Origin of the sequence: Nonomuraea sp. GTA35 (assembly GCF_041950525.1) — a bacterium.
Classification (GTDB): domain Bacteria; phylum Actinomycetota; class Actinomycetes; order Streptosporangiales; family Streptosporangiaceae; genus Nonomuraea.
This window is the reverse complement of record NZ_JBGNUV010000027.1, coordinates 44,107-58,245: the sequence shown is the minus strand read 5'-3', so window position 1 is coordinate 58,245 and position 14,139 is coordinate 44,107. Positions and strand designations below refer to the sequence as shown.

Annotated in this window: 11 protein-coding genes; all 11 read left to right on the top strand. The window is 74.7% G+C overall.

Going from position 1 to position 14,139, the window contains the following annotated elements; genetic code table 11:
* The first annotated feature begins 1 nt into the window (after position 1).
* Positions 2–721 carry an HAD family hydrolase gene (locus ACBJ32_RS56805; RefSeq protein WP_375133940.1) on the top strand — a complete coding sequence of 240 codons (720 nt, stop codon included), beginning with the start codon at positions 2–4 and terminating at the stop codon, positions 719–721.
* A complete protein-coding gene (locus tag ACBJ32_RS56800; RefSeq protein WP_375133939.1) occupies positions 714–2,600 on the top strand; it encodes a class II aldolase/adducin family protein in 1,887 nt (628 codons plus the stop codon). The genes ACBJ32_RS56805 and ACBJ32_RS56800 overlap by 8 nt, the downstream gene beginning before the upstream one ends.
* Positions 2,597–5,416 (top strand): DUF4915 domain-containing protein, encoded by a 2,820-nt coding sequence (locus tag ACBJ32_RS56795; protein WP_375133938.1) that lies wholly within the window; start codon positions 2,597–2,599, stop codon positions 5,414–5,416. The genes ACBJ32_RS56800 and ACBJ32_RS56795 overlap by 4 nt, the downstream gene beginning before the upstream one ends.
* Positions 5,409–6,821 (top strand): glycosyltransferase, encoded by a 1,413-nt coding sequence (locus ACBJ32_RS56790; RefSeq protein ID WP_375133937.1) that lies wholly within the window; start codon positions 5,409–5,411, stop codon positions 6,819–6,821. The genes ACBJ32_RS56795 and ACBJ32_RS56790 overlap by 8 nt, the downstream gene beginning before the upstream one ends.
* Entirely contained in the window at positions 6,818–7,828 is a 1,011-nt protein-coding gene (locus tag ACBJ32_RS56785) for an aldo/keto reductase (RefSeq protein WP_375133936.1), read from the top strand. The genes ACBJ32_RS56790 and ACBJ32_RS56785 overlap by 4 nt, the downstream gene beginning before the upstream one ends.
* Positions 7,825–9,402, top strand: coding sequence for an alpha-amylase family glycosyl hydrolase (locus tag ACBJ32_RS56780; RefSeq protein ID WP_375133935.1), 1,578 nt, complete (start codon positions 7,825–7,827; stop codon positions 9,400–9,402). The genes ACBJ32_RS56785 and ACBJ32_RS56780 overlap by 4 nt, the downstream gene beginning before the upstream one ends.
* A complete protein-coding gene (locus ACBJ32_RS56775; RefSeq protein ID WP_375133934.1) occupies positions 9,399–10,661 on the top strand; it encodes an FAD-binding protein in 1,263 nt (420 codons plus the stop codon). The genes ACBJ32_RS56780 and ACBJ32_RS56775 overlap by 4 nt, the downstream gene beginning before the upstream one ends.
* A 16-nt stretch (positions 10,662–10,677) precedes the next feature.
* Entirely contained in the window at positions 10,678–11,589 is a 912-nt protein-coding gene (gene cysD, locus ACBJ32_RS56770) for a sulfate adenylyltransferase subunit CysD (RefSeq protein ID WP_375133933.1), read from the top strand.
* Complete coding sequence (locus ACBJ32_RS56765) at positions 11,589–12,851, top strand: sulfate adenylyltransferase subunit 1 (RefSeq protein WP_375133932.1); 1,263 nt, start codon at positions 11,589–11,591, stop codon at positions 12,849–12,851. Before cysD ends, ACBJ32_RS56765 begins: the two co-directional genes overlap by 1 nt.
* Positions 12,852–12,910: 59 nt before the next feature.
* Positions 12,911–13,399, top strand: a complete 489-nt coding sequence (locus ACBJ32_RS56760) for a hypothetical protein (protein ID WP_375133931.1) — start codon at positions 12,911–12,913, stop codon at positions 13,397–13,399.
* 177 nt (positions 13,400–13,576) lie between these two features.
* On the top strand, positions 13,577–13,831 hold the full coding sequence (locus tag ACBJ32_RS56755; RefSeq protein WP_375133930.1) for a hypothetical protein: 255 nt from the start codon (positions 13,577–13,579) through the stop codon (positions 13,829–13,831).
* Positions 13,832–14,139: the final 308 nt, after the last annotated feature.

Below are 14,139 nucleotides of genomic sequence, written 5' to 3'. Positions count from 1 at the left end.
GGTGTACGAGGCAGTGCTGTTCGACATGGACGGCGTCATCGCCGACACCGAGCGGTCGGTGACGGAGTTCTGGCAGCGGCTGGCCGCCGACCTCGGCTACCTGCTGCGCGCCGAGGACCTGGAGCGCCACGTGTACGGCCACCGCGCCGACCACACGCTGCGCGTGCTGTTCCCGGAGGTGCCCCCCAGCGCGTACAGCGAGATCTACCAGCGGCTCAAGGAGAACCAGGAGAGCCTCGTCTACACCGCGATCCCCGGCGCGACCGCGCTGCTCGGCGCGCTCGGCCGGGCCGGCGTGCCGCTCGCGCTGGTGACGGGCGCGCAGGACTGGAAGGCCGTCGAGGTGCTGCGCCAACTCGCCCTGCCCTCCGCCTTCGCGACCGTGATCTGCGCCGACGACGTGCCTCGCGGCAAGCCGGACCCGGCGGGCTACCTGCTGGCGGCCGAGCGCCTGGGCGTGGACATCGGCCGCTGCCTGGTCTTCGAGGACGCTGTCAGCGGGGTGACCTCCGCGGTGGCGGCCGGGGCCACGTGCGTGGCGCTGGCCTGCGCGCGGCGGGAGGCACAGGTGCGGGCGGCGGGTGCGGCGGCCGTGGTGCCGGACTTCCGGCAGGCCGCGTTCGACGCCACCGCCGCCACCCTGCGGGTGGACGCGCGCACCGCGTTCCCGTTCGTCCCGGCCGGCCGGGACGAACCGATGGCGAGGAGCGGTCATGGATGAGCTGTTCACGCCGCCGGTGGACCGGTGGGACCCGGCCGTCGCCGGGGGGCTCTCGGGCCGCGACGAGGTCGTCCACCGCTCCCACCTGGTCGGGGCCGATCCGGCGCTGACCAAGGAGGGCGGCGGCAACTTCTCCGTCAAGGACGTCGCCGTGGACCGCGGCGGCCGGTCCGTCGAGGTCCTGTACATGAGCGCGTGGGGTTGCGACGGCGCCACCACCACGCCGGACGACTTCCCGGCGCTGCGCCTGGCCGACCTGCTGCGCCTGCGCGACGGCGGCCCGCTGAGCGAGAGCGAGATGATCGGCCACCTGGTGGACAGCGGCCTGCGGGGCGAGCAGCGCCGGCCGGGCATCGAGACGCTGACCCACGCGTTCATCCCGGCCCGCCACGTGGACCACTGCCATCCGGACGCGGTCATCGCGCTCACCGCCTCCCCCGGCGGGCGGCGGGCGGCCGAGGACGAGTTCGGCGAGGAGGCCATCTGGTTCGACTACCGGCAGTTCGACGTCGGCGTGGCCCGCGAGCTGGCCGACCGGATCGCCGCCGAGCCGCGCTGCCGCTTCGTCCTGCTCGCCAACCACGGCATCTTCACCTGGGCCGACAGCAGCGAGCGGTGCTACCGCAACTCCCTGGAGGCGGTCGAGCGGGCGACGCGCGCGCTGCGCAAGGCACAGTGCCGGCCCGCGGACCTCGGCGGCCAGGCCGTGCGCCCGCCCCCGCCCGAGGCGGCCGAGGACCTGCTGGCCGAGCTGCTGCCGGCGGTCCGCGGTGCCCTGTCCGGCGCCGGCCGGGGCGTCGTGCTGCACCTCGACCGCAGCCCCGAGGCGATCGGCTTCGCCTCCTCGGTGCGCGGGCCCGGGTGGACTCAGGCGGGGCCGGGTTGCCCCGACCACCTGGTCACGGTGGGGTACCGGCCACTCGTCCTCGACCGGACGCCCGCCGGGCCCGCCGAGGTGCTGGCCGCGATCCGGCGGCACCGCGACTGGTACGACACGTACTACGCCCGGTACGTCACCGGGCCCGCGCGCGCCCTGGGCAAGCGCGGCAACGGGCCGCGCGCCGTCGTGCTGCCCGGCCTCGGCGCGGTGAGCTGCGGCCCCGACGCCGCCAAGGCCCGCCTGTGCGCCGACCACCTGGCGCAGACCATGACAGTCATCAGGGCGGCCGACGCGGCGGGCGGCTACCTGTCGTTGTCGCAGGCCCAGGGCGCGGCGGACGAGTACTGGCCGCTCATGCGGCTCAAGCCGCAACTCCGTGCGGGCCAGGAGCCGCTGGCGGGCGTGGTGTTCCTGGTCGCCGCGGACGACGGGCGCGCGGACGCCGTCGCCGAACGCCTGGCCGCGGCCGGCGCGCACGTCGCCCTCGCCGCCCCGCCCGGGCGGCGGGCGGCGGCGGTCGCGGCAGCCGCGGCGATCAGCGGCCGGTACGGGGAACGGCGCGCGGTGCCGCTCGTCAGGGACACCGACCGCGGCGCCGTCCGCCAGGCGGTCCTGGCGTACGGAGGCTTCGACGCGGTCGTGGAACCCGTCGCGCGCGTGTCTCCCGCGGCGGGCGGGGGCGGCCTGGCCCGCGCCGCGCTGCCCGTCTTCGCCCGGCAGGGCCGCCCGGCCTCGATCCTGCTCCTCGGCGAGGGCGGCGGAGGCGAAGGCGGCGAGGAGCCATCCGCTCCCGGGCCCGCCGGTGACGGACGACCGCGCGTGGACGGGCTCGCGGGCGGCGGGGCGGCCGTGCACACCGTCGTCGCCACGGACCCGGAGGCCGTGGCCCGGGCGGCGGCCTTCCTCACCGGCTCCGGCGGCACGACGTGGCTGGACACCACGCTGGTCGCCGTGTCCAGAACCCCGGAGACGACCACGACCACGAGGGGAACCCCATGACCAGCGAGAAGCTGACCGGCCCGGCAGAGCCGGCGGGGCTGATCCCGGCCGGCCACCACCTGCTCGCGTCGTGCTTCGACGCACATCACACCATCGGCGGCGGCCTGTTCGCCCTCGACGGCGCGGACGGCTCGGTCGAGGAGATCGACCACATCTCGAGCACCGGCCTGCACGCGGACGACGGGCTGCTGTACCGCTGCCTGTGGAGCGCCGAGGGCAGCCCCGCCGAGCTGATCGCCTACGACGCGACCGGCGTCCGCCGCTACCACCGGCTCGACCACGTCTCCACCCCGCACGACATCCTCGCCGTGAACGGCCAGGTGCTCGTGGTGGGCACCACCCAGAACGAGGTGCGCTGCGTCGCCCCCGACGGCCGGGTGGCCTGGCTCTGGCGGGCCCCCGGCGAGGCGGACAGTTGGCACCTCAACAGCCTGGCCGTGGTCGGTGACCAGATCATGGTGTGCGGCTTCGGCCCGTTCCTGCGCCGCCGTGGCTGGGACGAGTGCGGCAAACCGGCCACCGGCCAGGTCGTCGACCTGGAGACCGGTGAGCCCGTGCTGCGCGGCCTGCACGCCCCCCACAACCCCTACTACAGCGACGGGACCTGGCTCGTCTGCGACTCGGCCGCCGGCGACCTGGTGGAGTTCTCCGACGAGACCCGGCAGGAGACCCGACGGCTCGGGCTGCCCGGCTGGCCGCGCGGCCTGGCCGTGACCGACCGGTACCTGTACGTGGGGGTCAGCCCGCACCGCTACCTGACCGCCTCGGTGGAGACGGCGGCCGTCGCGGTCGTGGACCGCGCCGAGTGGCGGCAGGTCGCGCTCGTCCCGCTGCCCGCCCGCGAGGTGTACGCGCTGGCGCTGGTGCCCTCGCCGCTGGCCGAGGGCGCGCGGCAGGGGTTCGCCGCCAACCACACCCGGTTGCACGAGCAGGGCCAGCGGCAGCTGTTCGACCTGCTGGGACGGCAGCCGAGCCGGTTGTGGGCCATCGGCGACCGGCTGGCCGAGGAGGAGTGCCGGGCCGAGATCACGATGGCCGGGCCGGCCGAGGAGCGGGCCGAGCCGGGCAGCCTGCTGACCGTGGAGTGCCGGGTCGCCAACACGGGCGCGGGCCTGCTCACGCCCGCGCCGCCGTACCCGGTCAGGGTGGTGCACCGCTGGTACGACGCGGACGGGCAGGAGGTCCCCACCCAGCCGATCAGGGCGGCGCTGCCGCGTACGCTGCCGCCCGAAGGGGTCATCCCGGTGCCCGTGCGGGCGCGCACGCCCGGCGAGCCCGGCGACTACCGGTTGCGGATCACGCTCGCCCAGGACGGCGGGGTGCCGTTCGACGAGCTGGACCCGTCCGCCGCGGCGGACGTGCGCGTGCGGGTGCTCGCCGCCGGTCCCGCCGCCGAGGCCCTGGCCCCCTTCGGCCTGAGCCCGCGCGAGGTCCACGCGGCCCGGGCGGCCGGCCCCACGGTGCACGACCTGCTCCGCGCCCTGCTGACCCGCCCGGACGGCAGCGTCAACGGCCTGGTCGCCGCCCTGATCGAGGATGCCGGGCGGCGGGAGTTCGGGCGGGCACTGGCCGGCGCGCTGGGCGGCGCGTCCGAGCAGGCGCTGAGGCACGCCGTCGCCCAGGCCCTGCCCGATCCCGGCGACGTGCTGCTGACCGGCGCGGAGGCGGTGGCTCTGACGCTCCGGCGCGCGGGCGTCGGCATCGTCTTCGCCGCGCCGGGAGCCGGTGAGTCGCCCCTGCGGGACGCCGCCGCGCGCCTGGGCCTGCTGACGGAGGCGCGTGACGACCGGGAGGCGGCCATCCAGGCGGGCGGCGCCAGCATGGTGCGGCCGGGCAACGGCGCGGCGGTGCTGTCCGGTGCGCGGGGCCTGGCCGGCGCGCTCGGCGCGCTGGCCGACCTGCGGCGCGACGGGATCGGCACGGTCGCCGTCGCCGAGCTGCCCGCCGCCGACCCCGGCCTGCTCACTGCCTGCGGCGCGTTCGCCAAGTCCTGCCACGAACCGCTCCCGCCGCCGGGCGCGGACGGCACGGCCGCGGCGCACGCCCTGGTCACGGCCGTCCGGCAGGCGCTGCACGAGAGCAGGCGGTCGCCGACCGGCCCCACGCTGGTGACGCTCCCCCAGCAGTGGGCGCAGACCGCCTGGGTGCCGCTGGCCGCGCTCGCAGACACGGCCACGGCCACGGCCACATTCACGGACGCGGGCACACCCACGGACGCGGACGCGGCCACGGACGCGGGCACGCCCACGGACGCGGACGCGGCCACGGACGCGGACGCGGACCGGCCGCCCGGGCAAGAGGCCGCCGGGCCGACGTCCGAGCGGACGGCCGGGCGGACGGCGCCTTCCGTGGCCGCGGTCCTGGGTGACGTGCTGGGCGGCGCGCCGGAGGAGCTGCCGGCGGGCGCGTTCGCCGCCTCCGGCGGCGCCGGGCTGGCCACCGGGCTGGCGCTCGGCGAGCCGTCCGCCAAGGTGCTGTGCGGCCTGGGCGGCGGCGACGGCGTGCAGGCGCTGGCCGACGCCGCCCGCCAGGCCGCGCCGGTGACGTTCGTGGTCTGCGGCGACGGCGGCCCGCGCTACGGCGAGCTGGCCGCCGCGCTCGGGTTGCGCACCCGCCGGGTGGACCTGAGCGGCCGCCTGGACCCCGACTACCTGGCCTCGCAGACCAAGGCGTTCGCCGTCACGCTCCAGGCGCTGGCCGCGGGCCCCGGGCCGAGCCTGGTCGAGCTGATACCGCCCGCCGACACCGCGCTGTGGGAGACGAGCTGGATCGGCATGCTGGAGCATCCGACGACGGTGGGAGCGGGCCATGCGTGAGATCGCCTTCGCCGAGGTCCCGCTGGAGCCGTACGGGGACGTGCTCGGGGAACGCCGGCTGGCGGAGCTGCGCCGGGGCGGCGAGCGGGTGCGCGAGCTGCTGGGCGGCCGCACCGTCTGGAACGTCAACTCCACGGCCGCCGGCGGCGGCGTGGCCGAGCTGCTGCACGTACTCGGCCCGCTGGCCCGCGCGACCGGTGTGGACGTGCGCTGGCTCGTGCTGGACGGCGGCGCCGGCTTCCAGGCCATCGCCAAGCGGCTGGTGTCGCGCCTGTACGGCGTCGCGGGCGACGGCGGCCCGCTCGGCGCGGCCGAGGCCCGCCGGTACCGCCGTCACCTGGACGACGCCGCCGGCGAGCTGGCCGCCCTCGTCCGGCCCGGGGACGTCGTGGTCGTGCACGACCCCCAGCCCGCGGGCATGATCGGCGCCGCCCGGCGGTGCGGCGCCCGCGTGGTGTGGCGCTGCCACATCGGCAGCGACCGGCCGAACGAGCACACGCGCGACGGCGGCCGGTTCGTCGCCGAACACGTCGCCGGCGCCGACGCCAGCGTGTTCTCCACGCCCGGCCACATCCCGGGGTGGGCGCCCCGGCCGCTGGTCGTCCCGCCCTCGATCGACCCCTGCGGGCCGAAGAACATGCCCCTCACGCCGGCCCAGGTCCGTGACGTGCTCGGAGCGGCCGGGATCCTCGCCCACGAGCGTCCGGAGCCGGTCGAGACGCCCGTGCCCGTCGGCGCGCCGGTCCGGGTGAGCAGGCCCGCCGTGGTGCTGCGCGAGGGCCCGCCGCCGCCCGCGGGCCTGCCGATGGTGGTGCAGGTCTCCCGCTGGGACCGGCTCAAGGACATGATCGGCGTGCTGGAGTGCTTCCTCGCCTCCGGCGTGGACGGCTACCTGACGCTGGCCGGCGCCGACCTGGTGGGCGTCGCCGACGACCCGGGCGCGGCCCGGGTCTTTGAGGAGTGCCGGCGGGTCTGGGAGGCGCTGCCGGCCGCGCACCGCCGCCGCTGCCAGCTCGTCTGCCTGCCGATGGACGACCTGCGCGAGAACGCCGTGGTGGTCAACGCCCTGCAGCGGCACGCGAGCGTCGTCGTGCAGAAGAGCCTGGCCGAGGGGTTCGGGCTGACCGCGACGGAAGCCATGTGGAAGGCCAGGCCGCTGCTCGCCTCGGCCGTCGGCGGGCTGCGCGACCAGGTGGTCCACGGCCGGTCCGGGCTGCTGGTGGACGATCCGCACGACGTGGCGGCGGCGGCCGCGCACCTGCGGCGGCTCTTCGGCGACCGGCCGTTCGCGCGGCGGCTCGGGCAGGACGCGCGGCGCCGGGTGCGCGAGCGGTACCTGCCCGACGGCCAGCTCCTGCGGTGGGGCCGGCTCATCGAGCACATGACGACGGAGAGGGCGGCATGATGACGCACACGAATGAGGGCGCGCCGGCGCGCCACCGCACCCTGGGACGCGGCGGGCCGCAGGTCTCCGCGCTCGGCCTGGGCTGCATGGGGATGTCGCAGTTCTACGGCGCCTGGGACGACGGTGACTCGCTGCGCACCATCCACCACGCCCTGGACCTGGGCGTCAACCTGCTCGACACCGCCGACATGTACGGCCCCTACACCAACGAGGAGCTGATCGGCCGGGCAATCCGGCACCGCAGGGACGAGGTGTTGATCGCCACCAAGTTCGGCAACGTCAAGGGCCCGGACGGCCGGGTGATCGGCGTGAACGGCCGTCCCGAGTACGTCCGCGCCAGTTGCGAGGGCTCGCTGCGCCGGCTGGGCGTGGACGTCATCGACGTCTACTGCCAGCACCGCGTCGATCCGTCCGTGCCGGTCGAGGAGACCTGGGGGGCGCTGGCCGAGCTGGTGCGCGCGGGCAAGGTCCGCCACCTGGCGATCTCGGAGGCGTCCCCCGAGACGGTCAGGCGGGCGCACGCCGTGCATCCGGTGGCCGCGGTGCAGACCGAGTACTCCCTGGTCAGCCGCGATCCGGAGCACGGGCTGCTGGCGACGCTGCGCGCGCTCGGCATCGGGTTCATCGCCTACGCGCCGCTCGGCCGCGGCCTGCTGACCGGCCGCATCACCGCGACGGACGACCTCGCGGACGACGACTTCCGCCGGACCCTGCCCCGCTTCCAGCCGGGCAACCTGGCACGCAACGTCCGCCTGGTGGAGGGGATCGCCCGGCTCGCCCGCGAGCGCGGCGTCACCCCGGCGCAGCTCGCGCTGGCCTGGGTGCTGGCGCAGGGCGACGACATCGTCCCCATCCCCGGCGCGAAGAACCGGGCCCGCCTGGCGGAGAACGTCGCCGCCGCGCGCCTGCGGCTCAGCGCCGAGGACCGGGCGCTGCTCGACGCGGCGGCCCCGCCCGGCAGCGCCGCCGGCGACCGGTATCCGGACATGTCAGGAGTGGGCAGATGAGCGTCACGACCCGCGCGGAGTGGTGGCGGACAGCCGTCATCTACCAGGTGTACCTGCGCAGCTTCGCCGACCGCGACGGCGACGGCGTCGGCGACCTGCCTGGGCTGCTGGGCAAGCTGGACTACCTGCGGGAGCTGGGGGTGGACGCGGTCTGGTTGTCGCCGTTCCATCCCTCGCCGCTGGCCGACTTCGGCTACGACGTCAGCGACTACGAGGCGGTGGACCCGGCCTACGGCACGCTCGCCGACTTCGACGAGCTGGTGCGCGCCGCGCACGAGCGGGGCATCCGCGTGCTGATCGACCTGATCATGAACCACACGTCCGTGGCGCACCCGTGGTTCGCCGAGTCGAGCTCGGACCGCGCCGCCCCCAAGCGCGACTGGTACATCTGGGCCGATCCGCGGCCGGGGAACGAGCCGCCGAACAACTGGCTGAGCTCGTTCGAGCGGTGCGGGCCCGCGTGGACGTACCACCCGGGAACCCGGCAGTGCTACCTGCACAGCTTCACCCCCGGCCAGCCCGACCTCAACTGGCGCAACCCTGAGGTGCGGGCGGCGATGCGCAAGGTGTGGCGGTTCTGGCTCGACCGGGGCGTGGACGGCTTCCGCATCGACGTCGCGCACCGGCTGCTGAAGGACGCCGACCTGCGCGACAACCCGGCCGAGCTGGCACACGCCCGCCGGCACACCGTCCATCCCACGCTGCGGATGCGCAACCTCGACCTGCCCGAGACGCTGCAGGTGCTGCGCGAGCTGCGCGAGACGCTCGACGAGTACGGCGGCAAGCTGGCGCTGGGCGAGGTGCCCATCTCCGACGACCGGCGGCTGGCCGACTACTTCGGCGGCGACGGCATGCACACGGCCTTCCATCTCGCGTTCTGGGAGCAGCCCTGGCAGGCCCCCGCCTTCCGGCGGACCGTGGACGGGCTGGCCGCCGCGATGCGCCCCGGCGCCCTGCCGACGTACGCCCTGGCCACCCACGACATCCCCCGCTCCGCCTCCCGGTACGGCGCCGCGCGCGCCCGGGTGGCGGCCATGATGGCGCTCACCCTGCGCGGCATCCCGTGCGTCTACTACGGCGAGGAGATCGGCATGACCGACGCCCCGCCGCCCGACGCCCTGGACGTGGACGGCCGCGACGGGCAGCGCACCCCGATGCAGTGGGACGCCACCGGCCGCGGGTTCACCACCGGGAAGCCGTGGATGCCGTTCGCGCCGGGCCAGGCCGAGGTCAACGTGGCGGCCCAGCAGGACGATCCCGGCTCGTTGCTCCACCTGTACCGGCGGCTCATCGCCTACCGGCGGGCCAGCCCGGCGCTGCGCGGCGGCGACTACCGGTCGGTCGAGGCAGGCGATGACGTCTTCGCCTACCTGCGGTCAGCGCCCGGGGAGCGGCTGCTGGTCGCGCTGAACTTCGCCTCCCGCCCGGCGGCGGCCGTCCTGTCCGGGCTGCCGGCCGGGGGCCTGGCCGAGGTGTCCACCGGCGACCGGCCCGCCGGGTCGGCGGTGGGGCTGCGCCCGCTGCGGCTCGCACCCGGCGAGGGCCTGATCGTCAGAATCGAGGAAGGGACATGACCACCAACTGGGCAGGCAACATCACCTACCGGGCGCAGGAGGTTCACCGGCCGTCCTCGGTCGCGGAGCTCCAGGCGGTGGTGGCGCGCAGCCGCCGGATCCGGCCGCTCGGCACCCGGCACTCCTTCAACGACCTCGCCGACTCCCCCGGCGCGCTGGTGTCCGTCACGGGGCTGCCCCCCTCCGTCGAGCTGGACACCGGGCCGGTCAATGGGCGGGCCACCGCCCGGGTGCCCGCCGGCATGCGTTACGCCGAGCTGACCCGGCACCTCGACGAGCGCGGCTTCGCCCTGCCGAGCCTCGGCTCGCTGCCGCACATCTCCGTCGGCGGCGCGTGCGCCACCGCCACCCACGGCTCCGGCGTCCGCAACGGCTGCCTGGCGGCCTCGGTGTCCGCCCTCGACCTGGTGACCGCCGAGGGCGACCTGATCACCGTGGCGCGCGGCGACGAGCACTTCGACGGGACGGTCGTCGGGCTGGGCGCGCTGGGCGTGGTGACCCACCTGACCCTCGACCTGGTGCCCGCGTACGAGATGCGCCAGCAGGTCTACAAGGGGTTGCCGCTGGACGCGCTGGACGACCACTTCGGCGAGCTGGTCTCGAGCGCGTACAGCGTCTGCCTGTTCACCGACTGGAGCGCGCCCCGCCTCACCCAGATCTGGATCGGCGAGCGGCTGGACGAGCCCCCCGCGGACGTGGCCAAGCTGCCGTGGTTCACCGCCCTGCCGGCCGATGGGCCCTGCCACCCCGTGGACGGGATGCCCGCGGCGAGCTGCACCGAGCAGCTGGGCGTGCCCGGCCGCTGGCACGAGCGCCTGCCGCACTTCCGGCCCGACCACGAGCCGAGCAGCGCCGGCGACGAGCTGCACTCCGAGTACATGATCGCCCGGGCCGACGCGGTGTCGGCGCTGCACGCGCTCGACGCCGTCCGCGACCGCATCCGCCCGGTGCTGCAGATCTGCGAGGTACGCACGATCGCCGCCGACCGGCTCTGGATGAGCCCCTTCTACGAAGCCGACTCGGTCAGCGTGCACTTCACCTGGACCTCCGACACCGCGGCCGTGCTGCCGGTGGTCCGGCTGGTGGAGGAGCGGCTGGCGCCGTTCGCCGCCCGGCCGCACTGGGCGAAGATCTTCACGATGGAGCCGCCGGAGCTCCGGCGGCTCTTCCCCCGTCTCGCGGACTTCGCCCGCCTGGCCGGCGACTGCGACCCGGCCGGCAAGTTCGCGAGCCCGTTCCTCGACCGCTACCTGCGCTGACCACCGGAGGACCACGATGCTGACCACCCCCGGGCTCTCCCAGCTGGACGTGCTGGAGGCCGAGTCGATCCAGATCATCCGCGAGGTCGCCGCCGAGTTCGAGCGGCCCGTGCTGCTGTTCTCCGGCGGCAAGGACAGCGTGGTGCTGCTGCGGCTGGCGGGCAAGGCGTTCCGCCCGGCGCCGGTGCCGTTCCCGGTGCTGCACGTGGACACCGGGCACAACTTCCCCGAGGTGATCGAGTTCCGCGACCGGCAGGTGGCCGGGCTGGGCGTCCGCCTGGTGGTCGCCTCGGTGCAGGAGTCCATCGACCGGGGCCGGGTGTGCGAGGAGCGCGGCCTCCGCGCCTCGCGCAACCGCCTGCAGACCGTCACGCTGCTCGACGCGCTCGCCGAGCACGGCTTCGACGCCGCGTTCGGCGGCGCCCGCCGCGACGAGGAGAAGGCCCGCGCCAAGGAACGGGTGGTCTCCTTCCGGGACGAGTTCGGGCAGTGGGACCCCAAGAACCAGCGGCCCGAGCTGTGGAACCTGTTCAACACCCGCATCCGGCCAGGCGAGCACGCGCGGGTCTTCCCGCTGTCGAACTGGACCGAGCTGGACGTGTGGGAGTACGTGCGGCGCGAGTCGCTGGAGCTGCCGGCCATCTACTTCGCCCACCGGCGCACGGTGTTCGAGCGCGACGGGCTGCTGCTCGACGACAACCCGCACACCCGCCGGCAGGACGACGAGCCGGCCTTCCCGGCGACCGTGCGCTTCCGCACCGTCGGCGACGCCTCCTGCACCGGGGCGATCGAGTCGGGCGCCGCCACGGTCGGCGAGGTGATCGAGGAGCTCAAGACCACCCGCGTCACCGAACGCGGCCAGACCCGGGCCGACGACCGCGTCAGCGAGGCCGCGATGGAGGACCGCAAGAGAGAGGGCTACTTCTGATGGACATTCTCCGCCTGGCCACGGCGGGCAGCGTGGACGACGGCAAGTCCACGCTGATCGGCCGGCTGCTCTACGACTCCAAGGCCATCTTCGAAGACCAGCTCGCCGCGCTGGAGCGGGCCGGCGCCGCCCGCGGCTCCGGGCACGCCGACCTGGCGCTCCTCACGGATGGACTGCGGGCCGAGCGGGAGCAGGGCATCACCATCGACGTCGCCCACCGCTACTTCGCCACGCCGCGCCGGACGTTCATCATCGCCGACACGCCGGGGCACATCCAGTACACCCGCAACATGGTGACCGGGGCCTCGACGGCGGACCTCGCCGTCATCCTGGTGGACGTGCGCAAGGGCGTGCTGGAGCAGTCGCGCAGGCACGCCTTCCTGGCCTCGCTGCTCCGGGTGCCGCACCTGGTGGTCGCGGTCAACAAGATGGACCTGGCGGGCTACGAGCAGGCCGCGTACGAGCGGGTCGTGGCCGAGTTCGCCGCCTTCGCCGCCAAGCTCGACATCGGCGACCTCACGTTCGTCCCGGTCTGCGCGCTGCACGGCGACAACGTGGTCGAACGCTCGATCAACATGCCCTGGTACGACGGCCCGTCCCTGCTGCGGCACCTGGAGCACGTGCACATCGCCTCCGACCGCAACCTCATCGACGCGCGCTTCCCCGTCCAGTGCGTGATCAGGCCGCGTCAGGCCGCCGACCCGCTGCTGCACGACTACCGCGGCTACGCGGGCCAGGTCGCGGGCGGCGTGCTGCGGCCCGGCGACGAGGTGGTGCACCTGCCCTCCGGGCTGACCAGCGTGATCACCCATATCGACGGCCCCGGCGGCCCGCTGGCCGAGGCCGTCGCCCCGATGTCGGTGGTGCTGCGGCTGGACGACGACCTCGACATCTCGCGCGGCGACATGATCGCCAGACCCGGCAACCAGCCGCGCGCGGCGCAGGACATGGAGGCGATGGTGTGCTGGATGAGCGGCGAGCGCCCGCTCACCGCCGGCACCAGGCTGCTGGTCAAACACACCACCGCCACCGCCACCGCCGTGGTCGGCGACCTGCGTTACCGGCTGGACGTCAACAGCCTGCACCGCGACACCGAGGCGCGGTCGCTGACGATGAACGAGATCGGCCGCGTCCGGCTGCGCACCGCCCGGCCGCTGTTCGCCGACGAATACGCCCGCAACCGGGCGACCGGGGCGTTCATCCTCATCGACGAGGCCGACAACGCCACGGTGGGCGCAGGGATGATCAGCGGCCTGCATTGACCGGGCGAAGAACGCGTCATGAGGCCGGCCTGCCCTATGACCTGGTCAAGGTGCAGTACGTGACCCGCTTGCCCAAGAACTACTGCGGGTCCGAGGACGGCGAGACGATCCAGTCGTCCACGGTGTGGTACTGCGACTGGGACCGCACGCTGTCCTTCAAGATCGGCGATTACTGGCTCCTCGGGCCGATCACCGGACTCGACCTCTTCAACACCACCGCCGTCATGTACGGCTACCACGTGCAGAAGCAGGCCGGGCTCTACGACGCAGCCGAGGACCTCCGGGCCGGCAGCAAGGCCGAGCACCTCGAGCAGGGGCGGCGCATGTACCAGCAGGTCGAATGCCTGGGTGCGGCCTTCATGAAGAGCGTCTGGCCGCTGCCGGACAAGACCGCGCGGGACTGGAAGAGGGTCGAGTCGTCCTTCTACCGCGACAGCACCGAGTTCGGCAAGGCCGCCAACATCAAGCGGTGGGTCAAGGCCGGCTTCCGCACCGCCGACCCGGCCTCCTGCAACACCTGGGCAGCCCCCTCCTCCAAGGTCTCCTGACCTGATCGACCCCGCCGGCCGCAGCGCGTGTCACGCCGCCCTGCACGGCGACCGGGACGCCCGGCGGACCCTCACCATCATGTTCACCGGCCTCCGCCCGTCCCCCTGACCGTCGTTCCCCCGGGGCTTGTCCGCGGTCGCTGGCGCGGGGGCTGGGCGGTGGCCGATGATGGGCGCATGGCCAGACACGCTCGTACGGGGATCGGCGCCAGGGCGACGGCCGATCGCGGCCGGATCCACGGCACCGCCGGCGGCCTGGCTGCCGGCTCCGTGGCGATGGCGCGGACGGTGCTCGACTCCGTCCAGGAGATCCAGGCCTCCCCTCGGGCCGCGGCCCCGGACGCGCTGGAACGCCTGCTGTCCGACCTGGAGGACGTGCACCGGGACTATCTGGTGATGTTCGAGACGATTCCCGACGCCTTTACAAAGTAAGTTCAGTTCGGATCATCTGCCAGCCCATCAGATGAAGAGCTACGGGAGTCGCGCCAGTGTGCGGTGCCGTTCCCGCCGATCGAGTTCCGGGAGGACGGCACTCTCAAAATCGTCCTGGCCAGTCGCCGGGATCCAGCAGCAGCGCGAACTTCCCGGGCGTGGTCTCAAGCAACCCCATCGGGCTCATTCGGGGAATCGTCGCACCCTCGGCGCTTGCCGGCAACGTCGGCAACCGGCCTTCGTACGGTGACATGATCCGGGCCGGCTGAACCGCCCGAGGCGCGAGGGCCGGAGAGGCTCCTCCAGGA

Coding starts and splice junctions, on each gene's coding strand:
- ACBJ32_RS56755 (WP_375133930.1), top strand. CDS start 13,577: ATGGCCAGACACGCTCGTACGGGGATCGGCGCCAGGGCGACGGCCGAT.
- cysD (WP_375133933.1), top strand. CDS start 10,678: ATGCTGACCACCCCCGGGCTCTCCCAGCTGGACGTGCTGGAGGCCGAG.
- ACBJ32_RS56765 (WP_375133932.1), top strand. CDS start 11,589: ATGGACATTCTCCGCCTGGCCACGGCGGGCAGCGTGGACGACGGCAAG.
- ACBJ32_RS56785 (WP_375133936.1), top strand. CDS start 6,818: ATGATGACGCACACGAATGAGGGCGCGCCGGCGCGCCACCGCACCCTG.
- ACBJ32_RS56775 (WP_375133934.1), top strand. CDS start 9,399: ATGACCACCAACTGGGCAGGCAACATCACCTACCGGGCGCAGGAGGTT.
- ACBJ32_RS56790 (WP_375133937.1), top strand. CDS start 5,409: ATGCGTGAGATCGCCTTCGCCGAGGTCCCGCTGGAGCCGTACGGGGAC.
- ACBJ32_RS56795 (WP_375133938.1), top strand. CDS start 2,597: ATGACCAGCGAGAAGCTGACCGGCCCGGCAGAGCCGGCGGGGCTGATC.
- ACBJ32_RS56780 (WP_375133935.1), top strand. CDS start 7,825: ATGAGCGTCACGACCCGCGCGGAGTGGTGGCGGACAGCCGTCATCTAC.
- ACBJ32_RS56800 (WP_375133939.1), top strand. CDS start 714: ATGGATGAGCTGTTCACGCCGCCGGTGGACCGGTGGGACCCGGCCGTC.